The following is a 25,251-nucleotide window of genomic DNA, read 5'->3' as shown; positions in this document are numbered from 1 at the left end:
ACTCCTCCTTGGTTGATTTCGGTCGACACGCTTCAAGTGGATGGATGACTCCGGCGGCGCCGTGCCCGCTCCGCACGCGCACCACCGATCGACCCGGGCGGCGGGTCGATGGAGGCGGGAACAGCGAGAACGAGCCGCGGGCAATCACACGCGGACCCGTGTCATTGCGCGACGGCGGAAGCCCGGCGCGAGGTGTCCGGGGCCACCGGCTGCTCCGGCTCGAGCAGCAGCAGGTAGCTGCCGTCGTTGTTGTCGAGCGTGCGGTAGCGGGGCATCGAGGGGTAACCGGACAGGCGCCGCGCATACGCCGACTGGCTCTGGCCGAACGGCGTACCGAAGGTCGCCGAGGCCTGCTGGCTGAGCAGTCCGGCGGAATTGCCGCTGAGCCATGGCGGCACGGCGGCCGGAGCGACCGGCTTGTTCGCCGGCGCGGCGGCAACTGCACTGGCCTGCCGGGCGGTCGACGCGGTCAGGCGTTCGGCATCGCCGGTCGGCTGGCCGATCATCAGGGCGGCGGCGGCCACGCTGGCGGCGATCGCGCCGCCGGTGGACCAGCGCAGCCAGTGGCTGCGCCGGGGCGACGTCGCGGCCGGCGACGACTCCTGTTCGATCGCCAGCATCACCCGCGCGGCAAAACCGGCCCCGGCCAGCGGCGGCAACTGCTGGCGCAGGCTGTCGCGGGCGATGTGGTAACGGGTCCAGGCCTGCTGCAGCGAAGCGTCATGGTCGAGCCGGCGCAGCAGGAAACGCAGCTGCTCCCTCGACAATTCGCCATCGATGCCCGCGGAAAGGCTTTCCCGGGTGTCCTGATTCATGCCTGCCTGCTTCATGTCTGATCCTCGCGGTCCGACAACAGGGGCCGCAGCTTCTCGTCGATCGCCTCGCGCGCCCGGAAGATGCGCGAACGCACCGTACCGATCGGGCAGCCCATCGCTTCGGCGATTTCATCGTAGCTGAGGCCATCCACTTCGCGCAGCGTGATGGCGGTCCGCAGCTCTTCGGGCAAGGCTTGGACAGTGGAAAACACGGATTGTTCAATTTCCTGGCGCATCAGCTCGCGCTCGGGCGTGGCGCTGTCGTGCATGCGTTCGGCGCCGGCCATGAACTCCGCGTCATCGGCATCGATGTCGCCGGCCGGCGGCCGCCGGCCCATCGCCACCAGGTGGTTCTTGGCCGTGTTCACCGCGATCTTGTACAGCCAGGTGTAGAACGCGCTGTCGCCGCGGAACGAGCCGATCGCCCGCCACGCACGGATGAACGACTCCTGCGCGATGTCCTCGCATTCGGCGTGGCTGCGCACGTAGCGCGAGACCAGTCCGATCACCTTGTGCTGGTACTTGCGCACCAGCAGGTCGAAGGCCCGCTTGTCCCCCTGCTGGACCCGCTCGACCAGCAGGCGATCCAGTTCGTTTTCGCCCGTCCGGGCCGTATCCGTCGTCAATGCCGTCTTCCGCTGCGGGAGCTGTTTTGAACTGAACGCGGCGCTCAGACCACGATCCGGCGCCCGAGTTCAGCATGCACCGGGTCTCGCCTCCACCACAACGTACAGCCTGTCGACTGCCTGTCGTGCCTGGCCCGCGCCCCGGACCCGTGCCGGGTCGGCTTAGTTATGGGGACGCCTGCCGCCGGCTCAAGCCGGTTCGGCCACGCGCGCCTCCAGCAGGCGTTGGCGCTCGGCCAGCAACTTGTCGAAACTGACCGGCGGCAGCGGACGGCAGAACAGGTAGCCCTGCAACTCGTCGCAACCGTGCTGGCGCAGGAACTGCAGGTGCTGCTCGATCTCCACGCCTTCGGCCACCACGGCACGCTTCAGCCGGTGTGCCATTTCGACGGTGGCACGCACGATCGCCTCGTCGTCGGGGTCCACCCCGATGTTGCGCACGAAGCTCTGGTCGATCTTGATGCGGTCGGCCGGCAGCCGGCGCAGGTAGTCCAGCGAGGCCGCGCCGGTGCCGAAATCGTCGATCGCGATGTGGCAGCCCAGCCGGTGCAGCGCATGCAGGTTCTCGACCAGGTTCGGCGCCTCCTTGATGCTGATGCTCTCGGTGACCTCCATCTCCAGCAAGGTGGGGTCCAGCCCGGTTTCGCGCAGCACGGCCGCCACGGTGTCCAGCAGCTGCGGCTCCATCAGCTGCACCGCGGACAGGTTCACGCCCAGCCGCAGGCGCAAGCCGTAGCGTTGCTCCCATTCCTTCGCCTGGCGACAGGCGGTGCGCATCACCCACTCGCCGATCGAGACGATCAGGCCGCTTTCCTCGGCCAGCGGGATGAACACCGCCGGGCTGATCATGCCCAGTTCGGGATGCTCCCAGCGCACCAGCGCCTCCATCCCCATGATGTCCTCGGTCTCGGTGTTGACCTGCGGCTGGTAGACCACGCGCAGTTCGCCGTTGCCCTCAGCGTGGCGCAGGCGGGTCTTCAGCGCGATGCCGTGCTGCTGGGCGTACTCCGGACTCACCTCGTAGATCTGGAACGTGTTGCGGCCCTGGTGCTTGGCCGCGTACATCGCCTCGTCGGCATGCTTGAGCAGGGTCTGCGCGTCGCCGGCGTCGTCGGGGAAGAAGCTCAGGCCCATCGAGGCGGTGACCTGCAACTCGGTGCCGTCCTCCAGGAACAGCGGCGTCTCCATCACCTGCACGATCTTCTCGGCCACGCGCAGCACGTCGTCGTTCTTCACGATATGGCGCAGCACGACGGTGAACTCGTCGCCGGCATAGCGGGCCACCGTGTCGGACGCGCGAATGCTGCCGCACAGGCGCTGGGTGACCGAGCGCAGCACCTGGTCGCCGGCGGCATGGCCGTAGGTGTCGTTGATTGCCTTGAAGCGGTCGAGGTCGACGAACAGCACTGCGAAGCACTCGCCGTTGCGGGTTGCCTCGCGGATGATGGTGTCCAGCCGGTCGTTGAACAGCAGCCGGTTCGGCAGGCCGGTCAGGGCGTCCACCAGGCCCTCTGCACGACCCTGCTCGCGGGTGCGGCCCAGTTCCAGCATCTGCGCGAAGCGCGCCGCGGCGCAGCGCAGTACCGGTTCGATGATGCCCATCTTGCCGAAACCGCGCCGGCTGCCGGCCAGCATCGCGCCGAGTACGGTGTGACGCTCGTCGTACAGCGGCAGTCCGGCAAACCCGGCCAGGTCGAGCTGCTGCAGCAGCGGGTCGACCGACGCCAGCCGTTTCGCATCGGTGCGATACAGGATCGGCTTGCCGCCCAGCACCAGCTGCAGCGAGCTCTGCAGCTGCGCCGGCGGCCACGCCGGGGCATCGCCGTTCCACAGCTGCAGCATCTGGGCCGGCGCGTCGGCGCCGTCCTGGCGCGCCGACCATACAGCGAGGTAATCCAGCCCCAGCTCGTCGAACAGCAAGCGACCGGAGGCAGTCTGCGCGTCGACGCCGCTGGTCGAGGCGAAGATGCGCGACAGCAACGACAGGGCGGCTTCCGCCCGCAGGTCGGCGCGATCGCTGCGGAACATCAAGGCCAGCGCCTCGCGCCCGGCGTGCCGGATGCGCCGCACGCTGGCCTGGCCGGTGTCGGCACCCTGCGCCGACTTGCGCTGGCAGGGATACCAGCCGCGGTTGGCCTCGGCCAGCACCTGGTCGATCGTGATGCCCTCGAAACGCAGCACTTCAGCCAGCGGCAGGCCCTCCCACTGGCTGGCGTGCATGCGGCTGTGCCGTGCCACCGTGGGACTGACCTCGAGCAGGCGGCCGGTTTGCGCATCGGCGATCAGCCACTCGCTGTCGCCCTCCTCGAACACGTAGCGGTAGTCCTCGTGCGCACTGCCGTCGGACGTGGCGGCCAGCGGGCGCGGCCGCTGGCCGTTGCCGGCCTGCCAGCGCCGCCAGCGCGGCACCAGTTCGCTGCCGATCTGCGCGGCCGAAAGCCAGTCGGCGATGTCGGCAGGCAGGTCGGCCGCACTCAGCGTGGCATCCTCGCCCAACACCACGATCAGCGGCGTGTCCGTGCCGCCCGGCAGACGATGCAGTTGCTCGCAACTGATGCGCGCCTGCTGTTCGTCGCCGGACAGCACCGCCACGATCAGCTGCAGCGGCGGCAACGATGCGCGGCCCTCGAGCAGGATGGCTGCGTGCGATACGTCGCGCGCACTGTGGATCTGCGGATAACCCGCCTGGTCGAGCGCATCGAACAGGCTGCGGCGCAGTTCGCGCTGGGCGGCAACCACCAGAATGCCGGAACTCATCTGCGTGTCGGCCTCAGACCAGCCAGCGGCCGTCGCGCAGGCGCAGGCGGCGCGGCTGGCTGTCTTCGCTGCCCACGTGCGCCGCCAGTTCGCCAAGGTGCTCGACCAGCGCCACCGGCGCGTCGATCAGCACGACACGGCGCAGATGACCCTTCGGCGCGCGTGCAAGCTGGCGCAGCAAGGTGGCGTCCATCGCCGACAGCGGCAGCTCCAGCCCGAGCAGGAAGTAAACGCCGAAATGCATGCTCTGCTGCATGTAGCGCAAGGCGTTGCCCAGCCGCTGACAGTCCGGCACCCGGACCTGCGCATCGCGCAGGCTGCCGAGGCCGGTATCGGGCTGCCACAGGTACACCGCCTGCCCGGTGTGCCGGGCGATCGCGCGGAACTGGTCGATCAGGACGTGCACGTCCTTGCAGTCCAGCACCACCAGGCCGCTGGGAGCCGCCAGGATACGCTCGAAAATCTCGGCGCCGGCTTGTGGCGGAACGGAGGCCAGTACTGAGGTCATTGCGTCTCCGTCCTGCCGTGTCGGCGATAGTGCACTGGTGAATCCGGCCCGCTGGCAACCACCCGTGGCTCAGCCCATCGAACCATGCGTGGCCCATTGAACCACGACGGATGGCTCCGCGGTCCGACGGTCCCGCGCTGCGCCGTGACACGATCGGCCCGCCGCACCGCCCGGCTGGCCACGACAGGCGGTTTCCCCGAAGAAGGCTCGATTTCACACCGGCGCCGGTACAGGGTCAAGCAAGCACGTCACATCTCGCAATCACGGCGGCGGGACGGTATGGTTCAGGCCTCGACCACCACGCCTGTACGCCCATGTTCGAAGGATTGCGTTTCAACCACTGGAAGACCAGCCAAGGCGACGACGGCGTCGTCACGCTGACCCTCGACCGCGCCGACAGCAGCGTCAATGCGATCTCCCGTGCAGTGCTGGACGAGCTCGAACAGATCGTCGAGCGGCTGGCGATCGACAAGCCGGCCGGCGTCATCGTGCATTCGGCCAAATCCTCGGGGTTTGCCGTCGGTGCCGACGTGAAGGAATTCATCGAGTACGCGAAGCACGACAGCGTGCTGGAGAACATCGAGCACGGCCAGCGCGTCTACGAGGCACTGGCGCGACTGCCCTGCCCCACCGTGGCCGCCGTGCACGGTGCCTGCATGGGCGGCGGCACCGAGCTGATCCTGGCCTGCCGCCAGCGCATCGCCGCCGACGACGAGAGGACCCGGATCGCCCTGCCCGAGGTGATGTTGGGCATCCACCCCGGCTGGGGCGGCACCGCGCGCCTGCCGCGACTGATCGGCGCCACCGAGGCGCTGCCGCTGATGCTGACCGGCAAGTCGCTGTCGGCGAAACGCGCGCTGGGCCTGGGCGTGGTCGATCGGCTGGCCCGCGCCGACGAACTGCTGGCCGAAGCGAAACTGCTGCTGCGCCATCCCGCCTCGCGCCCGTTCGCCCGGCGCGCCAGGGCCTGGGCCAGCAACACCTGGCTGGCGCGGCAGATCCTGGCGCCGATGGTGTTCAAGCAGACTGCCGCGAAGGTGCGCAAGGAACATTACCCCGCGCCGTTCGCGATGATCGACGTATGGAAGCGCGGCGGCTCGGCCATCCAGCAGCGGCTGAAACTCGAGGCGCGCTCGGTGGCGAAGCTGGCGCAGACGCCGACCGCGCAGAACCTGATCCGCATCTTCTTCCTGCAGGAACGGCTGAAGGGCCAGGGCGGCGGCATCGAGCACGGCATCAAGCACGTGCACGTGGTCGGCGCCGGCGTGATGGGCGGCGACATCGCCGCATGGGCTGCGCTCAAGGGTTTCGAGGTGACCTTGCAGGACCGCGAGATGAAATTCGTCCAGCCCGCGCTGGACCGCGCCCGGGCGCTGTACGAGAAGAAGCTGAAGGCGCCTGAGAAGGTCGAGGTGGCCATGCGGCGCCTGCGTGCGGACGTCGAAGGCAGCGGCGTGGCTTCGGCCGACCTGGCGATCGAGGCGATCTACGAGAACGCGCGGGCGAAGGAAGCGCTGTACGCCGGCATCGAGCCGCAGTTCCAGGCCGACGAAATCCTCGCCAGCAACACCTCCAGCATCCCGCTGGACGAGCTGCGCAAGAACCTTGCCGCGCCGCAGCGCTTCCTCGGCCTGCACTTCTTCAACCCGGTGGCGCAGATGCCGCTGGTCGAGGTGGTGCGCCACGACCGGCTCGACCCGGCCATCGAAAAACGCGCGTTGGCGTTCTGCAAGGCGATCGGCAAGCTGCCGGTGGCGGTCAAGGGCACCCCGGGCTTCCTGGTCAACCGCATCCTGATGCCGTACCTGCTGGAAGCCATGCGGCTATACAGCGAAGGCGTGCCCGGCCCGGTGCTCGATCGCGAGGCGAAGAAGTTCGGCATGCCGATGGGCCCGATCGAACTGGCCGACACGGTAGGCCTCGATGTCTGCGCCTCGGTCGGCAAGGAACTGGCGCCATTCCTTGGGCTGGAAGTGCCGCCCGGACTGGACGAAAAACTCGCGGCCGGCAAGCGCGGCAAGAAGGACGGCCAGGGCCTGTACGTGTGGCAGGACGGCAAGCCGCAGAAGCCCGAGATCGACAAGGATTACGTGACGCCGCCGGACGTGCAGGAGCGCATGATCCTGCCGATGGTCAACGAGGCGATCGCCTGCCTCGCCGACGGCGTGGTCGACGATGCCGACCTGCTCGACGCCGGCGTGATCTTCGGCACCGGCTTCGCGCCGTTCCGCGGCGGCCCGATCCAGTACACGCGCAGCGAAGGCGCCGACAAGCTCAAGGCCAGGCTTGAACAGCTGGCGCAGCGCTACGGCGACCGGTTCAAGCCGAAGCACGGCTGGGAGCTTCCGGCGCTGGCGCAGCGTGGTTTCGGGTTGCCGGCCGCTTCCGCCGACTGACCGGTTTGCGATGACCGGCGTGAAAACGCCCGGCACGGCCGGGCGTTTCCGTTGACGCAGACCGGCATCACCACATCAGGTCGTCGGGCACGCCGTCATCGCCCGCGCCGGCGGCATTCGGGTCGACCAGCAGCGCCAGCTGGTGCGGATCGATGTCGCGTACCTGCTCGGCAATCTCGCGACTGACCAGCAGATAGCGACCGCCCTGCTGCACCACGCCCAGTTCGCCGGCATTGAGGGCCGCCAGTTGCGCGGCATCCACGTGCACGCGGCGGATCTTGCCGCCGTATTCGAAATTGCGCGGCTGGTCGGCATCGGCCTTGTTCAACGCCTTGCCGTCCAGCAACTGCTGGATCTTCTGCTTGCGCTCGCGCCGCAGCCTGGCCTGTTCGGCGGCCTCCCGCTCGACCCGCTGGCGTTCGCGGGCTTCGGTTTGTGCGCGCAACGCGTACGCCTTGGCCAGGTCGATGTCCTGCTGGCTCTGCCCCGACGGTCGTGCGGCGTGCGACGCGGCATGTGGCTTGCCGCCCTTGCGCACGGGCTTGCCGGACGACGGCGCAGCCGGGCGTTTCGGCTCGCGCGCCCGGTCCTGTTGGACCTGTTTGACGATGCCGCTCTTGAGCAGCTGATCGCGCAGGGAATCGGCCATGCGGGAGTTCCGTGATCGGTAGGCTGGATGGATCGGATCAGTAATGCGGCGGCGGCGGTTCGTCGTGCGGATCGTCGCCCTGCGCGATGCGCATCGACGCCATCTCGCCGCGCAGGTCGCGCAACGCGCGCTCCAGCGCGGCAATCCGCTGCGACTGGTCGGCATCCGCCGTGGTCAACGCCTGCACCGCCTCATCGATGAAGGTCAGCTTGACCTCCATCTCGTCGAGCCGCCGGGCAAGCATGTCGTTCGAGTCGTTCATCGCGATACTTGCAGGCTGCGGCCGCGGCCGATGCCGTAATAGGCCAGGCCCGCCTCCTCCACCACGAGCGGGTCGTACAGGTTGCGCCCGTCGAAGATCGCCGGCACCGCCAGCGTGGCGCGGATGGCCCTGAAATCCGGGCTGCGAAAGGCCTTCCACTCAGTGACCACCGCCAGCACGTCCGCGCCTTGCAGGGCATCCATGGCGTGCTCGCACAGCACCAGGTCATCGCGATCGCCATACAGCCGCTGCGCTTCTCCGCGTGCCTCCGGATCGAACGCGCGCACCTTCGCGCCGGCTTCCCACAGCTGTTCCATCAGGCGCCGGCTGGAGGCCTCGCGCATGTCGTCGGTATTCGGTTTGAACGCCAGGCCCCACAGCGCAATCGTGCGGCCGGCCAGCCGGCCGTCGAAATGGCGCGAGATCAGCTCGAACAGCTTGCCCTTCTGCTGCCGGTTGACCGCCTCGACCGCACCGAGCAGGCGCGCCTCGTAGCCGTGCGCGTGCGCGGTGCGCTCCAGCGCCTGCACGTCCTTGGGGAAGCACGAACCGCCGTACCCGGCGCCTGGATAGATGAAGCTGTAGCCGATGCGCGGATCCGAGCCGATGCCCTGGCGCACCAGTTCCACGTCGGCGCCCACCCGCTCGGCGATGTTCGCGATCTCGTTCATGAAACTGATCTTGGTCGCCAGCATCGCGTTGGCGGCGTACTTGGTCAGCTCGGCCGAACGCTCGTCCATCACCACCATGCGGTCGTGGTTGCGGTTGAACGGTGCATACAGCTTGCGCAGCAGCGCCACCGCGCGCGTGCTGGACGTTCCCACCACGATGCGATCGGGACGCAGGCAGTCCTCCACCGCGGCGCCTTCCTTCAGGAACTCCGGATTCGACACCACGTCGAACTCCACCGTGGCCTGGCGCACCGCCAGCTCGGCCGCAATCGCCTCGCGCACGCGGTCGGCGGTGCCCACCGGCACGGTCGACTTGTTCACCACCACGGCGTAACGCTGCAGGTGCCGGCCGATCGTGCCGGCCACCTTCTGCACGTACTGCAGGTCGGCGCTGCCGTCTTCGTCCGGCGGCGTACCGACGGCGATGAAGATCAGCTCGCCGTGGGCGATCGCCGGTGCTGCCTCGGTGGTGAAATCGAGCCGGCCGCCGGCGTGGTTGCTCTGCACGATCGCTTCCAGACCCGGCTCGTAGATCGGGATCTCGCCACGCTTCAGCCGATCGACCTTGCCCGCGTCGATGTCGACGCAGACCACGTGGTTGCCCATCTCCGCCAGGCAGGCACCGGTGACCAGGCCGACGTAGCCGGTACCGAAAATGGTGACTTTCATCATCGTCGCAGCAATCCCTTGAAAACCGAGCCGTCTATTCTAACCGCTCAAACGCACCGCACGGCACCGCGCCGCCATCGGCGAAAACGCAGAAGGGCGCGAATCGCTTCGCGCCCTTCTGCTTGGTCAACGCCGCACAACGGCGATGGACTTCTGATTACTTGTCGGCCGGAGCCGCACCAGCCGGCGTCGGGCCGGTCTTGACCAGGGTCACGTCGAAGATCAGCGTGGCATTCGGCGGCATCGGCGGCTGCGGCTCTGCGCCGTAGGCCAGCGCTGCCGGGATGAACAGCTTGTAATGACCGCTCACCTGCATCAGCTGCAGGCCTTCGCGGAAACCGGGGATCACGCCGGCCAACGGGATCTTGGCCGCGCCCGGCGGATTGTGCTTGGCGGAGGCATCGAACACCTGGCCATCGACGAAGGTACCGGTGTAGTTGATCTCGACGGTATCGTTCGGGCCCGGGCGAGCGCCGGTGCCCTGGCTGATCACCTGGTACTGCAGGCCCGAGGCGGTCGTCTTCACGCCCGGCGCAGTCTTGTTCTTGGCCAGGAAGGCGTCGCCCTCGGCCTTGTTCTTGGCCGCCAGCTTGGTCATCTCGGCCTGGTACTTGGCCTGGATCTTGGCCATGAAGGCCTCATGCACCTGCTTGGCTTCGGTTTCGCTCATGGTCGGCTTCTGGCCGGACAGCGCCGCCTTCACCGCGTTGGCCACCGCATTCGGATCCAGTTCGTCGCGCATGATCGGCGGAACCTGGGAAGCAATCTCCCAGCCCACAACGTAGCTGGCCTTCGCCTTGTCGACGGTACCGGCAGCGCCGGCCGTCTGGGCGGCAGCGCCGGCCGTCATGCCCAGCGCAACGGCCATCGCCACCGCCGTCAGCGTGGGACGCAGAAAGTGCTTCATTCGTAACTCCCTCATGTATGGATATGCCGGCGTTGCCGGCCGGGCCCCCCCGATGGGGGCAGGCCTCGCATTGTGCGGTGCTTGTCCGGTCTTGGCAACGATTCAGGGTTCAGACCGTCAGTCGGGATAAAGGTTCACGCCACTGCCGGCCGGCCCCGCCGATCAGCCCGCGCCGCCCCCGGAAGGGCCCGGCTTCTCCAAGGTCTCCTTCAGCGCCGCCTGCAGACGCGCATGCATCTTTACCAGGCCGCGCCACAACACCACCGCCACCACCACGCCCAGCACGATCAGGGACAGCGCGATACCGCGGGGCGGCAGAATCGCCGAACTGAGCCCACTTACCAGCAACGCCAGCGCCAGCAGCGTCGCCAGCGGGATGACCCTGGCCAGCACGTTGCGGATGGCCAGGGTATACGAACCGGCAAACCGCTCGCGTATGCCGATCTCCGCCAGCAGCATGCCCAGCGCCTCGGCCTTGCGGTAGACCGCGATCAGCATGGGCAGGGACAGGAACAGCGCACCGGCCCAGATCAGCGTATGGCGCAGGTTCCGGTCGATGCCGAGCATCGAGAACCAGCTCCAGTTGTGCGTATTGATGTAGGCGCCAATGACGAACAGCGCCACCACCAGCAGCACGTTGATGCCGATATGCCAGAGCAGGCGCCGGAACATGGCGGCGATCGCCGCGTTCTCGTTGACCGGCTTGAGGTTTTCCAGCCAACCGCTGTAGCTGGTCGCCAGCAGCCTCAACGAGCGCGGCGTCACCCGGCGCAAGCCGTTCGCCAACCCGTCGGCCGAACGATTCATGTACGGCGAGGCGGCCATGCACAGCACCGAAACCGCCACCGCAATCGGATAGATGAAATCGCTGATCACGCCAAGCGAAAGCCCGAGCGTGGCGATGACGAAGGAGAACTCGCCGATCTGCGCCATGCCCAGCCCCGAGCGCAGCGCCGTGCGCGCGTCGTGCCCGACCACGAAGATGCCCAGGCTGCACGCCAGCGTCTTGCCGACGATGACGACCGCCGCGATGAGCAGCGCCGGCAGTGCGTACTGCAGCAACATCGCCGGATCGATCTTCAGGCCGATCGCCACGAAGAACAGCGCCGCGAACATGTCGCGCAGCGGTTCCACCAGGTGCAGCACGCGCCCCACGCTGCGCGACTCGGCCACCACCGCGCCCGCCAGGAAGGCGCCCAGCGCCACGCTGAAACCCATCCAGGCCGCGAGCAGGCTGGTGCCGAAACAGATGCCGAGCACGCTGACCAGCAGCGTTTCGTCGCGATCGAAGCCAGCCACGTAATCCACCAGCCGCGGCAGCAACAACAGGCCGAGGATCATCCCGACAATCACGAACAGGCCCAGGTGACCGACCAGGGTGAACGCGGTCTCCGCCTGCACCGAGCCGCCGATCGCCACCGCCGTGAGCAAGGTCAGCATGACGATGGCCAGCATGTCCTCGGCCACCAGCAGCCCCACCACCAGTTGGGCGAACGGTTGATGCCGCTGCCCGCTCTCCGCCAGCGTGCGGGTGGCCACCATCGTGGACGAGAGCGAGATGATCGCGCCAAGGAACAGCGCGTCCATGCCGGTCCAGCCGAACAGGCCGCCGATGCCGTAGCCGATCCACAGCATCAGCCCGACTTCGGCCACGGCTGCGGCCAGCACGCCGATGCCGACCTCGCGCAGCTTGCGCACGCTGAATTCAAGGCCCAGCGTGAACATCAGCAACACCACGCCGAGATTGGAGATGTCGTCGATCGTGCGCGGATCGCCGACCAGCACGCCCGGCGTGTGCGGCCCGATCAGCACGCCAGCCAGGATGTAGCCCAGCAACACCGGCTGGCGCATCCGCTGGAACAGTATCGTGGTGGCGCCTGCCACGATCATCACCACGGCAAGGTCGCGAATGAAGCCGATTTCGTGCATTCGTCAACTCTTCGAAACGACGCAAGTCGCTGCAGCTTAAACGAAGCACGGCAGTACCCGGCCGGCCGTCGAACGAGGCGATGGGCGACGGATGATTCCTGCGCCGGGATGCTGAAAAAAAGCTTGACGGATATGTGGCCCGCACCTATTCTTCTCGGCTTCCAGCGGCGGGGCCATAGCTCAGCTGGGAGAGCGCCTGCATGGCATGCAGGAGGTCGGCGGTTCGATCCCGCCTGGCTCCACCATTGATTCAGTGCAAGTGTCCTTTGCGAGAACCCGCACTTCCATGTGCGGACTTTTCGAAAAAGCAACGTCCCCATCGTCTAGAGGCCTAGGACATCACCCTTTCACGGTGGCGACCGGGGTTCGAATCCCCGTGGGGACGCCACTTTAACCCGGCAGTCGACGTTGGCTGTCGAGGTCAAATGGCAAGTTGGTTGAGACGCTGGAAGATGCTGCAAATGCGGAGTGGTAGTTCAGTCGGTTAGAATGCTGGCCTGTCACGCCGGAGGTCGCGGGTTCGAGTCCCGTCCACTCCGCCACTATTCAAGTAGAAAGCCCGCCTTGCGCGGGCTTTTTGCTGCGGTGTATTTGTGCGCTCATCCATGTGCGCAAAGATCAAGAAGCAGCCATCCATGGCTGCACTTGCTGTACTTGTGCGCTCATCCCTGAGCGCGAGAAAGTCAAAAGGCGGCCATCCCTGGCCGCACTTTCAAACGAGGCCGCCGCTTTCTGATTGTCCCGGTTGCGGCTCCAGCGTACCGATGGAATGCCCCTGCTCGGCCAGGTACTCCAGCCAGCGCGACAGGAATCCGTTCATGCGCAGGCGATGCTGGAACACGGTGTGTGCCGGCGAGAACGGCCCCAGCACCTGCCACAGGTGCCGACCGGGATGGCAGTGCAAGGCTTCCGCCACATGCGCATCGGTATACATGCGCAATTGCGCCGAGGGCGCGCGCTGACCGGTGTGCGCGTCCACGAAGTCGTAGGTGAGTTCCAGTTCCAGCGTGTACGGATGGCATTCCTGCACGTGCAGGTGCACGTCCAGTCCGTCGCCCACGTCGGACACGTATCGGCCTGGCGCCAGCTGCTGCGGCGCGAACAACCGCGCCAGCCGGTGGTAGTTTTCCGCATACAGCCCCATCAGGAACTCGAAGCGTCCGGGCAGCAGGCTGTGGCGGTTGTCCAGTACGACGCTCATGCGGAGTGCAGGCTCCAATCAGAACATGGTCCGCTCGATGCCGAAGCGGTCGAAGATCTTGCTGGCGATTTCCTCGATCGACACGTGCGTGGTGTTGAGGCTGGGGATGCCGGCCTGGCGCATCAACCGGTCGGCCTGCTCCAGTTCCCAGCGGCACTGCTGCAGGGTGGCGTAGCGGCTGCCGGCGCGACGCTGTTCGCGGATCTGCGCCAGCCGCACCGGGTCGATGGTCAGGCCATACAGCCGGTCCCGGTACGGCCCCAGGCGCGCCGGCAGTTCGAGTTTCTCGAGGTCCTCGTCGGTAAGCGGATAATTGGCGGCGCGTACGCCGTAATGCAAGGCCATGTAGAGGCAGGTCGGCGTCTTGCCCGAACGCGATACGCCAACCAGGATCAGGTCGGCCTCGGCATAGTTCACGTCGATGCCGTCGTCATGCGTGAGTGCATAGTTGGTGGCGTTGATGCGCGCCTCGTACTTGTCGAAATCGACCAGGCCGTGCGAGCGGTTCACCAGGCCGGTGCGCTTGCTTCCCAGCTCGTCCTCCAGCGGGCCGATGAACGGCGCAAACACGTCCAGCATCAACGCGCCGCTGGCGGCGACGATCTCGCACAGCGCACGGTCGGCCATGGTGTTGACCACGATCGGCCGCTGCCCGCTCTGCGCATAGTTGGTCTTGATCCGCAGCGCAGCGGCTTCCGCCTTGTGCGCGTTGTCGGTGAACGGCAGCCGGTGCTTGTCGAACCGCACGCCCTCGAACTGCGCCAGGATGCTGTTGCCGATCGTCTCCGCGGTGATGCCGGTGGAGTCGGAGATGAAGAAAACCGTTCGCTGCATACAAGGTCCTGGTTCGTGGAAAGAGCCGTTTGCCGGCACCTTAGCGCAAGCACGAAATCCACCGCCAGCTGACTGGTATGGCGTTGGAATGACATCGGTCGGCAATGGTCTTCTTGTGCCGCGCACCATCCGCAGCGGACAATACCAGTTCTTTGCAACCCGCTCCGGGCCTTCGTGCCGCGCCCATTCCACTTATCCGCGTTTTCCCTGAGGAGACACCCTTGAACGACCTGGTGCTTTGGCTCGACCAACTGCGCATGACCGACCTGGGCAAGGTCGGCGGCAAGAACGCCTCGCTCGGCGAGATGATCGGCAACCTCGCCAAGCTCGGCGTGTCGGTGCCCGGCGGCTTCGCCACCACCGCCAGCGCGTTCCAGCAGTACCTGGAAAAGAGCGGCCTGGCCCGGCGCATCCAGGACCGGCTGGCCACGCTCGACGTCGATGACGTCGACGCGCTGGTCGCCGCCGGCAGGGAAATCCGCAGCTGGATCATCGACACCGCGCTGCCGGCCGAGCTCGAACAGGCGATCCGCGCGGCCTACCTCAAGCTGTGCAAGGACGCCGGTGCCGACGATATAGCCGTGGCCGTGCGTTCCTCGGCCACGGCCGAGGACCTGCCCGACGCCTCGTTCGCCGGCCAACAGGAAACCTTCCTCAACGTGGTCGGCATCGACGACGTGCTGCACAAGGTGAAGGAGGTCTTCGCCTCGCTGTACAACGACCGCGCGATCGCCTACCGCGTGCACCAGGGCTTCAAGCACGAGGAGGTGTTCCTCTCCGCCGGCGTGCAGCTGATGGTGCGCTCGGACGTGGGCGCCTCCGGCGTGCTGTTCACGCTGGACACCGAGTCGGGCTTCCGTGACGTGGTGTTCGTCACCGGCAGCTACGGCCTGGGCGAGATGGTCGTGCAGGGTGCGGTGAATCCCGACGAATTCTACGTGTTCAAGCCCACGCTGAAGGCCGGCAAGCCCGCCCTGCTGCGCCGCAGTCTCGGCGCCAAGCAGCAGCGCATGGTGTATTCAGGCGCACCGGGCGAGCGGGTCAGGATCGAGGAGACCCCGGCCGAGTTGCGCCGCACGTTCTGCGTCAGCGATGCCGATGTGCAGGAGCTGGCCAAGCAGGCGCTGGTCATCGAACAACACTACGGTCGGCCGATGGACATCGAGTGGGCGAAGGACGGCCACACCGGCAAGCTGTACATCGTGCAGGCACGTCCCGAGACGGTGAAGTCGCGCGCACACGCCACCCAGCTGGAGCGCTTCAGTCTCGGCGAAAAAGGCAAGGTACTGGCCGAGGGCCGCTCGATCGGCCAGAAGATCGGCGCCGGCAAGGCCCGCGTGATCCGTTCGCTGGCCGATATGAACAAGGTGCAGGTCGGCGACGTGCTGGTCGCGGACATGACCGACCCCGACTGGGAGCCGGTGATGAAGCGTGCCTCGGCGATCGTCACCAACCGCGGCGGCCGCACCTGCCACGCAGCGATCATCGCGCGCGAGCTGGGCGTGCCGGCGGTGGTCGGCACCGGCAACGCGCTGGAGCTGATTCCGGACGGCGCCGACGTCACCGTGTCCTGCGCCGAAGGCGACACCGGCACGATCTACGAGGGCATCCTGAAGTTCGAGCGCATCACCGCCGACCTTGGCGCGATGCCCGAGGCGCCGCTGAAGATCATGATGAACGTGGCCAACCCCGAGCGCGCGTTCGACTTCGGCATGCTGCCGAACGCCGGCATCGGCCTGGCCCGGCTGGAGATGATCATCGCCAGCCACATCGGCGTGCATCCGAAGGCGTTGCTGGAATATGCCGAACAGGACGCCGAGACCAGGGCGAAGATCGACGAGCGCATGGCCGGCTACGCCGATCCGGTGTCGTTCTACGTCGAGCGCCTGGCCGAAGGGATCGCCACGATCGCCGCCTCGGTCTACCCCAAGCCGGTGATCGTGCGCCTGTCCGACTTCAAGTCGAACGAGTACGCCGGCCTGATCGGCGGCTCGCGCTACGAACCGCGCGAGGAAAATCCGATGATCGGCTTCCGCGGCGCGAGTCGCTACGTCGACCCGAGTTTCGCCGAGGCGTTCGCGCTGGAGTGCAAGGCGGTCAAGCACGTGCGCGAGGTGATGGGTCTGACCAACGTGTGGGTGATGATCCCGTTCGTGCGCACGCTCGGCGAAGGCCGCAAGGTGATCGAGGTGCTGGCGAAGAACGGCCTCAAGCAGGGCGAGCACGAACTCAAGGTCATCATGATGTGCGAGGTGCCATCCAATGCCCTGCTCGCCGACGAGTTCCTCGATATCTTCGACGGCTTCTCGATCGGCTCCAACGATCTCACCCAGCTCACCCTGGGCCTCGACCGCGATTCGGGCATCGTCGCCAGCCTGTTCGACGAGCGCGACCCGGCCGTGAAGAAACTGCTGGCGATGGCGATCAAGACCGCCCGCGCCAGGGGCAAGTACATCGGCATCTGCGGCCAGGGTCCCAGCGACCATCCGGACCTGGCCGAATGGCTGATGGAACAGGGCATCGAATCGGTATCGCTGAACCCGGACACCGTCGTCGACACCTGGCTGCGGCTGGCGAAAAAGAAGGCCGGCTGAACCGACGGACCCCGCATTCGCCCCACCGATCGACCAAAGGGCCGGAATCATCCGGCCCTTTTTGGTGACGGACGGCGCGTGGCCGGGTTCAGCTGGAACGCACGAGCAACACCGTGACGTTGTCGTCGCCGCCGCTGTCGAGCGCACTCAGCAGCAACTGGTCCACGCACTCCTGGGCGGCCAGGTCGGTGCGTGCCACCACACGCGCGATCGAGGCGTCGCTGACGCCCTCGGTCAGTCCGTCGCTGCATAGCAGGAAGCCCATGCCCGGCTCCAATTGCCCCCGCGCCATGCCGACATGCAACTGCTCGATGGCGGTCACGCCCAGCGCCTGGGTCAACACATTGCGCTGCGGATGCTGGGCAACCTGCGCCGGATCGAGCTGGCCGGCCTCGACCAGCGCCTGTACCAGCGAGTGGTCGTGGCTGATCTGCCGCAGTTCCTTCTTCCACAGGTAGATCCGGCTGTCGCCGACCCAGGCGACCTCATAGCCCTCGCCGCTGATCCGCAGCGCGGCGATGGTCGTGCCCATCGGCAGCACGTCGAAACTGGGCCGGGTATGCGCCAGCAGCCGTTCGGCGGCAGCGTGCACGGCTTCGATCAGGCCGTGCCCCTTGCCGACCAGCTCGACCACCCCGTCGCGCACCAGCGCCGACGCCACCTCCCCATGCTGGTGCCCGCCCATGCCGTCGGCCACCAGGAACAGGCCCAGTGAGGCATCAGCGTAATAGGTGTCCTCATTGCGCGTGCGGCGCAAGCCGACATGCGTTCCGTGTCCGAATTCGATCATGGGTTTTCAGTAGGTGCGAGCCGTTGCAGCATGCCGGAAGACCGGGCTGTTGTCACGGCAAGTTCGCTCGCGTATGATTCCCGGCTCGCATGCGCCACCATGCACCGCACCGGAGAGGTGGCAGAGTGGTCGAATGTACCTGACTCGAAATCAGGCGTACGTGCAAGCGTACCGTGGGTTCGAATCCCACCCTCTCCGCCAGAAAAGCATTTAGGCCCCTGATTATAGGGGCTTTTTTGTGCCTGCCTGATTTTGTTCCCTTGCAAGTTCCCCACTGATCGCAATGGCAGGTGTTCGCACTCTTCAGTGCTGCCGGTTGTGCGTACAGCCTCGATCAGTTCCCGGTCGCTGCAGCTGAAGCAGCCGCACCGCGATCAAGTCCTGGTCGCGGAAGTCTTTACGGGCCCACACTCGCAGCACCTGATTTAGGACACGGGAAGGCTTGTATCTGCGACAGAATCGCAACGGCAGCATCGGGCATCTGATGGCTTTTGGGGTTTGCGTCCATGTACTTCACGTACAGCTTGGCCAAGGTGAGCCTCGGCGCCGCCACTGACGGGCAAACGGCCATGGGGTATCCGGCCTGGCCATTTGTAATCAACGCCGCATGGATGCCGTCAAGCCATCCTGCCGCGCCAATTGCGGCGTAATCTTCATCCGTGTCAGGTATCGATATTCGGCCTTCGGCCAGATCAATCGCTCGTGTCAGGTCGTGATATCTCAGGTCAGCACTGGGCATCTGAGCAAAGCTATTCCGCGCCAGCAAAGCTCCAAGAAAGATAAGGAAAAAGACGATTCGTTTCATGGCTTTCCCTGTTAAGTCAATCGTCAATGGCTCGTGCCCAGCAATGTCAGTGACCGTAGCTCGGTGCCGCATAAGGGTCTTTCATGCCCGCCTTGCCGTTGTATGGGTTGACGTTCGGCTTGCTCGACCAGTTGTCAGTTTTGGTCTGATTCGGCGCTGTCCGGTAGCTGGGCGCCACATAAGTTCCCGCCCTGGTTACATGTCCGCTAACGCGAACCGGGGCGGAGCGGGCGGATTTGTGCGTAGGGGCGCGGTAGCGCGACGTTCTAGGAAAGGCGAGTGCTGTCGAGCAAAAGAGTAGGGCAGCAACTGCGATAGCGATCTTCATGATGTTTGCTCCATCGTGAGTGTATGGGTATAGCCGGTGCCATCGTCAGTGAGTTCGATTTCTACCGATCCGCTACTGTCGTCAATGGAATCAATCGTTGCCTCATGATCCTCACCATCAGCGTCGTTGTGGTAAGTGATGCTTTGCCCCACGCGGACTAAATTGCCATCTTCAATGGTTACCGAGTTACCGTTCTCGTCTGTGCCATCCCAAGCAAGCGCCGGGCCGGCGAAGAAAAGCGCCAGCACAGCAGCCACCATAGCAATTCGTTTCATACCCCCCCCCCGGAGTAGCCGCGCGTTTCATGGCGGCTGCATTAATCTTGCGCTGATCCGTTCACGTCGTCCAACACTGTTGTCCGCATAGCGCCCACCTCTCGCAGCATGGACGCTCCGACTGCGTTACGTGTTCATCGGCTGTCCTGCTGCGCCTGCTGGATGAGGTCAGCCGCAGCCTTGAGGTCAGGATCGCCGTTGCTCCTGGCCATTTGATACAGGTTGACCAGATTCGGGATCTGCCCGCTATAGGGCACGTCGATGCTGCGCTTGAGGAATCGCACGAACGCAGGGTTCGTCATCAGACGCGCGGCAAGGTTCGCCGATGCTGCCCCGGCGGCAATGCCTCCTGCTGTCCCTGGGTGCCCAGTGAGCGCCGACATGATGAAGGCGCCAGCGGTTCCCAATTGCAGGCCAGCCGTCGCCGTCCCCGACGGGTTGGCGAACACCTTCGACCCCGCGCGCACGTTCGCCGCCATGCGTGCCACTGCGTCCATATCGTCGCTGAAACCGCGGCCGAACCGACCGAACAGATTGGACTTCGCCTGCGGACTGAGCTTGTTCCAATTCGTGAGGAACGTGGCCATGCTGAACTGATCGCCGGCCGCGTTCTGCTGGCCCGGTGTGGCCTTGCCAAGTCGGCGGACGATGGTCGATGCAAGTACCTTCTGCTCATCTGGCTTCAAGCTCTGCATGACTGTACGCAGCGTAGTTGCTCCGTACTTCGTCCCGGACGTGGCGGCGTTGAATACCGACTCCGGGCCGCCGTTCTTGTCGATCACGCGGGATAGCGCGTCGATGCGCGACATGCCGGCGGCGTGATAAGCGTTCGCCCGGTTCAGCGCTGACTTTGCCTCGGGAATATTGCTCACCGCCTCCTTCATGTCCTGCGACAGCGCTGCATACAGGCGCTTGAGATCGGAGCGGGCAATGGAGCTGTCCCCGATACCGAAACCCATGTCCGCCAACTTCTCGCCGATGCGCGTGCGCAGCTCCTTCATGCCCTGATATGGCACGGTGCGGCCGCGGCCCATGATCGCGTTCCAATCCAAGTCTTCGCCCAGCGCTGTCCGGATGTTGGCCAGCTTGTTGTCGATGAACTGGCCGGATGTGGCCTGCATGCGGCTGGCCGGTGTCGTCATGCGCGACAGCATGGTTTCGGTGTTGTTAGCGAAGATCGGTGTATTCGGCGGAAAGACCTGATCAAGCTTGCTGTAGAGCTGGCGAGACTCTTCCTTGAACCGGTCCATGAAGCCACCCGCTCCGGAAATGCCGCGCTCGATCACTCGGCCCGCCTTTGCCGGGTCGGTAGCCGGCGACAGCCTGCTGGCGATCGACTCCATGCCTTGCGATACCTGATCGGCTTGGCGTTCGGCGGCACCGCGCATGTAACCGGCCGCGCCGGGTGTCTTGGATAGCAAGGACTCAGCGCCTTGCATGCGTGCGTTCTGCGTGGCTTGCGCGACGGTCGGCATGGTGCCAGACGCCTCGAAGTCGGCGATGTTTTGGGCCACCCGTTGCCGGCCAGCTTCGCCGCCACGAAAGACACCCTGAAATCCGACTTGTGCCAATTGTTTCGCCGATGGCACCGCGCCGCCCAGCAACCCGGCTGCCGTTTGCAGGACCGGCCCCGCGCCGGCCTCGTGCGCCGCTTCCGCCGATGCCGCGCCAGTCGCTGTGCTAGCGATCTGGGTTCCGGCGTTTGCCGTCATGGATTCACCCAAGCCGGCAAGCAGCGGCTGTGCGGACCCCATCAGCGCCTTGCCGGCACCGATGAAGCCGCCAGCACCAGCCACGCCGCGATCCACGGCATTCACCACGCGCTCCGTCGCATTCTCCGGCTGCGGGTTCGGGATACCCATGGCGTTCATGTACGAATCGAGCTGTTGCCCGCCCGGGTTGATACGCGAGTCCGAGCCGACGGCCGAGGCGATGGCGTTGTATGGCGTCATCACCAGCGCGTCGTGCAGCAGCGCAGGAATGCCAGCGGCACCCTGGACGACGTTGCGGCCGGTCATGATCGCCGCGCGACCCAGGTCTTGACCGATGGTGCGCGGTGGCGTGACATAACCGCCTTGGACATCGCTGAAGTCGGCATGCTGCACCGGATGGCCGGCCTGCACGTCAGGATGCTGATAATTCGCTTGCGCATAGGCCAGCACCTGGTCCTGCGTAGCCCCTTCGGGCGCGGTGACCGTGTAGCTATTGCCGTCCGGCGCAGTGATTTTGTACTTCTGGGACTTCGATTCGGTTGCGGCATTATTGATCTGCCCCGTGTCACGCATTTGCACATACGCCTGTGCAAGTCGGCGCGCATCGTCCGAGTTTCCGGCTGCGTCGGCTCGGCGCAGTGCTTCTCCAATCTGTTCAAGGGTCGGCATGATTATTTCTCCATCTCATTGGTGCGTGGTTTGTGTGGTATGTGAGGTTCGCTTGCCTCGCGCTCGGTTAGAGAAGCCAGCAAGCGGGCTTTCTGCTGGTGGAATGAACCAACCAGCTCAGGTGATGCGGCTGAAAGCGCATCTTTGATCTGGCGATAATTCAGGGTGAATTCGTCGCCTTCGTTGATTTCGCGTATCGCAATTCCGACTAAAACGCCGGTGTCAGCAGCGGCCTTTATATTTGGATTGAGGTCGTGATTCATGTACCGCCCGCAGACCGTCCACTTGCCGCTAGTCATCAACGTGCATACACGGTCCCCCGCCTTGAAGTAGCCGCCACTGACGACACCAAGCCCTTCAATGGTGGATGGCAACACGCGATGCCTGCGATCGCCGTCGATATCAATTGGTTTCGGCATCGTCAGTGCGGCAGCGTCCATCTGCTCTTGCGTTACCCCGATTTCGTTCAAGAAATCTTTGAAATCGTCGGGCTGTCGTTGCGCGCCGCGTCGCTTCCGCAGGTTCGCCGTCACCCTAGCCTTGCCATCGACGGTGCGCGGGCCTGTGGAACAGCCGCCGTGCCACTTGCAGCGGCGTTTGCCGGGCACGCTCAGCGCGGTACAGGGCTGCCCATCGCTGCGCCGTCGGCCGCCACAGGGCACGCGCATATGTGCCGCCAGCCGGCCATGCTTTTGCAGGTAGGTCACCGCCCAGGCGGGCAAACCAACTAAGTCAATCGCGCATGTGCGTACTGATGTCGAATCTTGGTTGATCGTCATGGGTGATCCCTAAGTTGTTCGCGCGCACGGATGCGTCCATAAACTCTCATGGCCCGCCCTCCCCAATTGGCTTGTGACCGGCGCACGTATGCCGCTGCATCGGGTAGTGCGCGCCCATGCTGGCGCCACAGGCGCCCATGCCCGCGCCCGGGTTGATCGTGTCCCGGCTGAAGTGTCCGCAGCCCTCACAGGTCACGGCTGGCCGCGGGATATAGCCGCCTGCCTTGCGAACGAAGCACCACGGGCAGCCCAGTGCACGCGGCCAGCCGTCGACCACGGGTAACACCGCCGCAATGTCGGGATGAATCCATACCGGGCCGCACCCTCTGCACAGCATCCGTGCCGTGTCGCCAGCCGGCACACGTCCGGTGTGGCGGTCGTCGGTGTCACGTTGCATCGACTCCAGCGCACCGCCTGCACCAAGCGCACCAGATGCACCAGAAGTGGCACCCGAACGCGCACCAAGCGCAGCCTCCTTTGGTGCGCGGTCATTTCCTTGCAAAGCGTTGTCTGCCAAGGCTTTGAGTGATGTTTTAGGGCTTTGGTGCGTTGGTGCGTTCCCTAGTGGTGCACCAGCGCACCAAGCGCCATTCTGGTCAGGCGTCATAGTCGTCACCTCGCGGCGTCGCGGGCTTGTTTGCCCGCTTAGGCTTCGGGGTGTAGCGGCCCGCGTCCTTAGCCTTATTCAGTGCGCGCACCACGGTCGAATGGTTCACGCCCAGCTCGCCGCCGATCTCGCGCATGGTCAGGCCCAGCCCGGCCAGCTCGATCATTTGTTCTTCGCTGGCATCAGATACCGCGCGTGTCGCCCATGTCTGGGTGCCGTCCGGCAGCGTGGTAAGCGCAGCCTCGAAGGGGGACACGTCTTGCCCGTACAGCGCGCGGGCTTTCTCGAAGTGAACCTCGAACCGTGCACCTTGGTCGGGTTCGTAATCGGCGGGCTTGCGGAGTGCGATAACTGTGTCCAGTACATCCTCGCGCTTGGACGTGCCGCGTTGCTGACCACCCTTGCCGGCGTGGTGAACGAAAACCACGCTAAGACCTTGCGAGCGCATCTGTAACGCCCACTCCTGCACGGGCTGCCAGGACTCTCCCTCGTTCTCCTTGCCGCCGCGCACCAGACAGCTGAGGTTATCCACGATAATCACGCGAGCGGCTCCTATCGCCGCGTTGATGGCTTCCCGGCCTTCCGGCTGATACAGGTTCGGCATCACGCCGTCTTCTTGCAGATCGGGCGTGACAAACCGCAGGTATCCAGCCGCCGCTTCTTGGTCATTGCTGGCGATGACGGTCGCAACGCGGGCTTTCAGGTCCGCGCCGGGCATCTCGCCGTCCAGATACAGCACCGGGGTTTGCGCCGTTGCCTGCCAGCCCAGGAACTCGCCCCCCGACGCGAGCGCGTAAGCCACGCCCAGCGCCATGTGCGTTTTACCGATGCCCCGCGGTGCATAGATCATCGCCAGCGATTGCGTGGTCAGCCACGGCTTCAGAAGCTTGTCGCGCGGCGGGAACTTCGCCGATAGCAGGCGGGCAGCGTCGACCACCACCACCTTACGCGGCGGTTTTTCGTCTTGGTGCGTTGGTGCATTCTCAGGGTTTGCACCAGTGCACCAAGATTCCCGCGCCGCCAATTCCTCGATTGCGGCAACCTGTTCAGCGGCCATGGGTCAGCACCTCCCGTGCGTCGCGGATGCGGTCACGGGCGACGCCTACGCGCTTCAGGTCGTCATCGGTCAGGGCCTGTCCCTCGGCGAGCGTGCGGGCAGCGATATGCACCACGCCGACTTCAAGCTGCAAGGCGTTCAATGCCGCTTTCCATTGCGCCTGTTTGGCGTGTTCGCGCAGGGCATCACGTTGGGTGGGCGACATGTTCGCGGTGATCCGTGGCGGGAACAGATCAGGCACGCCCAGGCCAACAGCAGCCAGCACGTCATGTACCAGGCAGCCCGCGAAGCAATGCAGCAGCACGCGGCCGTCATCGCCTTGCGCGATGCTCAGTGACGCGGAACGGTCAGAGTGCGCGGGACACTTGGCAATCCAGCCCTTGCCGGATTTGCGCACGCCGTCCAGTCGCCCCAGTAGACGGTCGACATGGTTGGCGATAGGATGAGCGAACGAAGTGTTTGACATGCCCCCGGAACGGTTGCCGCCGTTGCCGGGGGTTTTCGTATGCGCGGCGTTCAAACTTCACCCGCCTTGCCCAGCCGCTCGGGTAGGGTGCGCAGGCTCTCTACGATGACGTAGCGTTTTGCGCCTAGCTTGAATGTTTCGACCAGGCCGGCGTTTGCCAGCTCATAGGCGACGGTCTTGCTTATGCCGTGTTCGCGGCAGGCTTCCAGAAACGGGCGGTATGCGGGGGTGTTCGGTGTTGCCATGTTGTCGTTCTCCGGCCGCACGGGGTTGTGCGGGTTCGGATAGACAAGCTATGGCTCTTTCTCGATACGTTGCAGTCCGCGTGCATGCATACGCACTGTGGATGCATGCAGGCGCCCCCCGTATGCGTGCACACCCACCTACTTGATCCCCGCCTTTCGGAACCAATCGGTAATGGTTGTTTTTGGATCGGCGCCGGTCAGTGGCTCGCCAGCTTCGCGCGCAGCAGCAACAATCTCGGCCTCCATGCGGCGTATAGCCTCGGCGCGCGAAAACTTCGGCGCGGGCATCTCGCGTCGGCGCTGAAACGCCAGCTCTTTGACCGGATCAAGTCTCGACCAGCGCGCAATAGATGCTAGCGTTCTTTCTGATCTACGTTCGGCATAGTTCATGGCATCCATCGCAGGCAATATCAATGTCAACGTCCCAACAACATTAGATAGAGAATTGAGCGTTCTACCAGCTTGTGCCTCTTTAGATGCATGCTTAAGCATTCTGTAAAGCCACGGGAATATTGAATCTATTGAATCATCATCGAAACATTCCGATAAACTCTTAAACATTCCATTTTCCTTGCGCCCGTATTCGGCAGACATTTTTTCGGCAGATTCTTCATCGTTAGCACCCATCATGGCACCAACTTCGCTCATTATTCCTTTAATCTGATATATGGTTCTTTTCAACTACTTGGCTACATCATCA

Annotated in this window: 22 protein-coding genes and 4 tRNA genes; 6 read left to right on the top strand and 20 right to left on the bottom strand. The window is 65.1% G+C overall.

Annotated elements, in window-relative coordinates:
• Positions 1 to 161 precede the first annotated feature (161 nt).
• From RHOOR92_RS0101655 to RHOOR92_RS0101640, 4 genes are all read right to left on the bottom strand, one after another.
• Complete coding sequence (locus tag RHOOR92_RS0101655; protein WP_015448002.1) at positions 162 to 830, bottom strand: sigma-E factor negative regulatory protein; 669 nt, start codon at positions 828 to 830, stop codon at positions 162 to 164.
• Entirely contained in the window at positions 827 to 1,441 is a 615-nt protein-coding gene (gene rpoE, locus RHOOR92_RS0101650; RefSeq protein ID WP_007511277.1) for an RNA polymerase sigma factor RpoE, read from the bottom strand. Before rpoE ends, RHOOR92_RS0101655 begins: the two co-directional genes overlap by 4 nt.
• A gap of 189 nt (positions 1,442 to 1,630) precedes the next feature.
• Positions 1,631 to 4,198 (bottom strand): bifunctional diguanylate cyclase/phosphodiesterase, encoded by a 2,568-nt coding sequence (locus RHOOR92_RS0101645; RefSeq protein WP_027484353.1) that lies wholly within the window; start codon positions 4,196 to 4,198, stop codon positions 1,631 to 1,633.
• A 13-nt stretch (positions 4,199 to 4,211) separates the two neighbouring features.
• Entirely contained in the window at positions 4,212 to 4,706 is a 495-nt protein-coding gene (locus RHOOR92_RS0101640) for a hypothetical protein (protein ID WP_007511273.1), read from the bottom strand.
• Positions 4,707 to 5,020: 314 nt separating this feature from the next.
• On the opposite strand from RHOOR92_RS0101640, the gene RHOOR92_RS0101635 reads away from it, so the two are divergent.
• Positions 5,021 to 7,102, top strand: coding sequence for a 3-hydroxyacyl-CoA dehydrogenase NAD-binding domain-containing protein (locus tag RHOOR92_RS0101635; protein WP_027489400.1), 2,082 nt, complete (start codon positions 5,021 to 5,023; stop codon positions 7,100 to 7,102).
• 67 nt (positions 7,103 to 7,169) lie between these two features.
• Here RHOOR92_RS0101635 and RHOOR92_RS0101630 read toward each other — a convergent pair whose 3' ends face one another.
• From RHOOR92_RS0101630 to RHOOR92_RS0101610, 5 genes are all read right to left on the bottom strand, one after another.
• The gene (locus tag RHOOR92_RS0101630; RefSeq protein ID WP_027489399.1) at positions 7,170 to 7,751 is read right to left on the bottom strand and encodes a DUF2058 family protein; all 582 of its coding nucleotides are present in this window, start codon (positions 7,749 to 7,751) and stop codon (positions 7,170 to 7,172) included.
• A 37-nt stretch (positions 7,752 to 7,788) separates the two neighbouring features.
• Positions 7,789 to 8,013 carry a SlyX family protein gene (locus RHOOR92_RS0101625; RefSeq protein WP_007511267.1) on the bottom strand — a complete coding sequence of 75 codons (225 nt, stop codon included), beginning with the start codon at positions 8,011 to 8,013 and terminating at the stop codon, positions 7,789 to 7,791.
• Entirely contained in the window at positions 8,010 to 9,353 is a 1,344-nt protein-coding gene (locus tag RHOOR92_RS0101620; protein WP_027489398.1) for a UDP-glucose/GDP-mannose dehydrogenase family protein, read from the bottom strand. Before RHOOR92_RS0101620 ends, RHOOR92_RS0101625 begins: the two co-directional genes overlap by 4 nt.
• Positions 9,354 to 9,510: 157 nt before the next feature.
• The gene (locus RHOOR92_RS0101615) at positions 9,511 to 10,260 is read right to left on the bottom strand and encodes an FKBP-type peptidyl-prolyl cis-trans isomerase (RefSeq protein WP_015448007.1); all 750 of its coding nucleotides are present in this window, start codon (positions 10,258 to 10,260) and stop codon (positions 9,511 to 9,513) included.
• 162 nt (positions 10,261 to 10,422) lie between these two features.
• Complete coding sequence (locus tag RHOOR92_RS0101610) at positions 10,423 to 12,189, bottom strand: cation:proton antiporter (protein WP_027484350.1); 1,767 nt, start codon at positions 12,187 to 12,189, stop codon at positions 10,423 to 10,425.
• A 169-nt stretch (positions 12,190 to 12,358) separates the two neighbouring features.
• Here RHOOR92_RS0101610 and RHOOR92_RS0101605 point away from each other — a divergent pair.
• The 3 genes from RHOOR92_RS0101605 (at position 12,359) to RHOOR92_RS0101595 (ending at position 12,731) form a co-directional block, all read left to right on the top strand.
• Positions 12,359 to 12,434, top strand: a tRNA-Ala gene (locus RHOOR92_RS0101605).
• 67 nt (positions 12,435 to 12,501) lie between these two features.
• Positions 12,502 to 12,577, top strand: a tRNA-Glu gene (locus tag RHOOR92_RS0101600).
• 77 nt (positions 12,578 to 12,654) lie between these two features.
• Positions 12,655 to 12,731: transfer RNA gene (locus tag RHOOR92_RS0101595), tRNA-Asp, on the top strand.
• A 170-nt stretch (positions 12,732 to 12,901) separates the two neighbouring features.
• On the opposite strand, the gene RHOOR92_RS0101590 is transcribed toward RHOOR92_RS0101595, so the two are convergent.
• Positions 12,902 to 13,390, bottom strand: a complete 489-nt coding sequence (locus tag RHOOR92_RS0101590) for a DUF1249 domain-containing protein (protein WP_007511260.1) — start codon at positions 13,388 to 13,390, stop codon at positions 12,902 to 12,904.
• A gap of 18 nt (positions 13,391 to 13,408) precedes the next feature.
• The gene (locus tag RHOOR92_RS0101585) at positions 13,409 to 14,224 is read right to left on the bottom strand and encodes a pyruvate, water dikinase regulatory protein (RefSeq protein ID WP_007511258.1); all 816 of its coding nucleotides are present in this window, start codon (positions 14,222 to 14,224) and stop codon (positions 13,409 to 13,411) included.
• A 221-nt stretch (positions 14,225 to 14,445) separates the two neighbouring features.
• On the opposite strand from RHOOR92_RS0101585, the gene ppsA reads away from it, so the two are divergent.
• A complete protein-coding gene (gene ppsA / locus RHOOR92_RS0101580; RefSeq protein ID WP_027484349.1) occupies positions 14,446 to 16,818 on the top strand; it encodes a phosphoenolpyruvate synthase in 2,373 nt (790 codons plus the stop codon).
• 88 nt (positions 16,819 to 16,906) lie between these two features.
• Here the strand turns inward: ppsA and RHOOR92_RS0101575 are convergent, their stop codons facing one another.
• On the bottom strand, positions 16,907 to 17,608 hold the full coding sequence (locus RHOOR92_RS0101575) for a protein phosphatase 2C domain-containing protein (RefSeq protein ID WP_027484348.1): 702 nt from the start codon (positions 17,606 to 17,608) through the stop codon (positions 16,907 to 16,909).
• Between the two features lie 111 nt (positions 17,609 to 17,719).
• On the opposite strand from RHOOR92_RS0101575, the gene RHOOR92_RS0101570 reads away from it, so the two are divergent.
• Positions 17,720 to 17,809: transfer RNA gene (locus RHOOR92_RS0101570), tRNA-Ser, on the top strand.
• A gap of 196 nt (positions 17,810 to 18,005) precedes the next feature.
• On the opposite strand, the gene RHOOR92_RS19500 is transcribed toward RHOOR92_RS0101570, so the two are convergent.
• The 8 genes from RHOOR92_RS19500 to RHOOR92_RS19490 all read right to left on the bottom strand — a co-directional run bounded on the left by RHOOR92_RS19500 (position 18,006) and on the right by RHOOR92_RS19490 (position 25,199).
• Positions 18,006 to 18,413, bottom strand: a complete 408-nt coding sequence (locus tag RHOOR92_RS19500; protein WP_155950196.1) for a Rap1a/Tai family immunity protein — start codon at positions 18,411 to 18,413, stop codon at positions 18,006 to 18,008.
• 324 nt (positions 18,414 to 18,737) lie between these two features.
• Positions 18,738 to 19,016, bottom strand: a complete 279-nt coding sequence (locus RHOOR92_RS18355) for a DUF5334 family protein (protein WP_155950195.1) — start codon at positions 19,014 to 19,016, stop codon at positions 18,738 to 18,740.
• A gap of 134 nt (positions 19,017 to 19,150) precedes the next feature.
• Positions 19,151 to 21,397, bottom strand: a complete 2,247-nt coding sequence (locus tag RHOOR92_RS18350) for a hypothetical protein (protein WP_155950194.1) — start codon at positions 21,395 to 21,397, stop codon at positions 19,151 to 19,153.
• 2 nt (positions 21,398 to 21,399) lie between these two features.
• Positions 21,400 to 22,176 carry an SET domain-containing protein gene (locus RHOOR92_RS19115; protein WP_155950193.1) on the bottom strand — a complete coding sequence of 259 codons (777 nt, stop codon included), beginning with the start codon at positions 22,174 to 22,176 and terminating at the stop codon, positions 21,400 to 21,402.
• 596 nt (positions 22,177 to 22,772) lie between these two features.
• Positions 22,773 to 23,840, bottom strand: a complete 1,068-nt coding sequence (locus RHOOR92_RS18345; RefSeq protein WP_081660193.1) for an AAA family ATPase — start codon at positions 23,838 to 23,840, stop codon at positions 22,773 to 22,775.
• Positions 23,830 to 24,360 carry a hypothetical protein gene (locus tag RHOOR92_RS19110; protein WP_196801994.1) on the bottom strand — a complete coding sequence of 177 codons (531 nt, stop codon included), beginning with the start codon at positions 24,358 to 24,360 and terminating at the stop codon, positions 23,830 to 23,832. Before RHOOR92_RS19110 ends, RHOOR92_RS18345 begins: the two co-directional genes overlap by 11 nt.
• Positions 24,357 to 24,551: a hypothetical protein gene (locus tag RHOOR92_RS19495; RefSeq protein WP_027484699.1), complete on the bottom strand. Its 195-nt coding sequence runs from the start codon at positions 24,549 to 24,551 to the stop codon at positions 24,357 to 24,359. Before RHOOR92_RS19495 ends, RHOOR92_RS19110 begins: the two co-directional genes overlap by 4 nt.
• Positions 24,552 to 24,689: 138 nt before the next feature.
• Entirely contained in the window at positions 24,690 to 25,199 is a 510-nt protein-coding gene (locus tag RHOOR92_RS19490; protein ID WP_155950192.1) for a hypothetical protein, read from the bottom strand.
• Positions 25,200 to 25,251 lie beyond the last annotated feature (52 nt).

The sequence above is a fragment of the Rhodanobacter sp. OR92 genome (assembly GCF_000427545.1).
In the GTDB taxonomy this organism is placed as follows: Bacteria; Pseudomonadota; Gammaproteobacteria; order Xanthomonadales; family Rhodanobacteraceae; genus Rhodanobacter; species Rhodanobacter denitrificans.
Note: the sequence above shows the minus strand (reverse complement) of the source record. Positions and strands in the feature narration are given on the sequence as shown.

Bases quoted from the DNA above. Each gene is read 5' to 3' on its own strand.
- RHOOR92_RS0101655 (WP_015448002.1), bottom strand. From the start codon at position 830: ATGAAGCAGGCAGGCATGAATCAGGACACCCGGGAAAGCCTTTCCGCG.
- RHOOR92_RS0101645 (WP_027484353.1), bottom strand. From the start codon at position 4,198: ATGAGTTCCGGCATTCTGGTGGTTGCCGCCCAGCGCGAACTGCGCCGC.
- RHOOR92_RS0101640 (WP_007511273.1), bottom strand. From the start codon at position 4,706: ATGACCTCAGTACTGGCCTCCGTTCCGCCACAAGCCGGCGCCGAGATT.
- RHOOR92_RS0101635 (WP_027489400.1), top strand. From the start codon at position 5,021: ATGTTCGAAGGATTGCGTTTCAACCACTGGAAGACCAGCCAAGGCGAC.
- RHOOR92_RS0101630 (WP_027489399.1), bottom strand. From the start codon at position 7,751: ATGGCCGATTCCCTGCGCGATCAGCTGCTCAAGAGCGGCATCGTCAAA.
- RHOOR92_RS0101625 (WP_007511267.1), bottom strand. From the start codon at position 8,013: ATGAACGACTCGAACGACATGCTTGCCCGGCGGCTCGACGAGATGGAG.
- RHOOR92_RS0101620 (WP_027489398.1), bottom strand. From the start codon at position 9,353: ATGAAAGTCACCATTTTCGGTACCGGCTACGTCGGCCTGGTCACCGGT.
- RHOOR92_RS0101615 (WP_015448007.1), bottom strand. From the start codon at position 10,260: ATGAAGCACTTTCTGCGTCCCACGCTGACGGCGGTGGCGATGGCCGTT.
- RHOOR92_RS0101610 (WP_027484350.1), bottom strand. From the start codon at position 12,189: ATGCACGAAATCGGCTTCATTCGCGACCTTGCCGTGGTGATGATCGTG.
- RHOOR92_RS0101590 (WP_007511260.1), bottom strand. From the start codon at position 13,390: ATGAGCGTCGTACTGGACAACCGCCACAGCCTGCTGCCCGGACGCTTC.
- RHOOR92_RS0101585 (WP_007511258.1), bottom strand. From the start codon at position 14,224: ATGCAGCGAACGGTTTTCTTCATCTCCGACTCCACCGGCATCACCGCG.
- RHOOR92_RS0101575 (WP_027484348.1), bottom strand. From the start codon at position 17,608: ATGATCGAATTCGGACACGGAACGCATGTCGGCTTGCGCCGCACGCGC.
- RHOOR92_RS19500 (WP_155950196.1), bottom strand. From the start codon at position 18,413: ATGAAACGAATCGTCTTTTTCCTTATCTTTCTTGGAGCTTTGCTGGCG.
- RHOOR92_RS18355 (WP_155950195.1), bottom strand. From the start codon at position 19,016: ATGAAACGAATTGCTATGGTGGCTGCTGTGCTGGCGCTTTTCTTCGCC.
- RHOOR92_RS18350 (WP_155950194.1), bottom strand. From the start codon at position 21,397: ATGCCGACCCTTGAACAGATTGGAGAAGCACTGCGCCGAGCCGACGCA.
- RHOOR92_RS19115 (WP_155950193.1), bottom strand. From the start codon at position 22,176: ATGACGATCAACCAAGATTCGACATCAGTACGCACATGCGCGATTGAC.
- RHOOR92_RS18345 (WP_081660193.1), bottom strand. From the start codon at position 23,840: ATGGCCGCTGAACAGGTTGCCGCAATCGAGGAATTGGCGGCGCGGGAA.
- RHOOR92_RS19495 (WP_027484699.1), bottom strand. From the start codon at position 24,551: ATGGCAACACCGAACACCCCCGCATACCGCCCGTTTCTGGAAGCCTGC.
- RHOOR92_RS19490 (WP_155950192.1), bottom strand. From the start codon at position 25,199: ATGAGCGAAGTTGGTGCCATGATGGGTGCTAACGATGAAGAATCTGCC.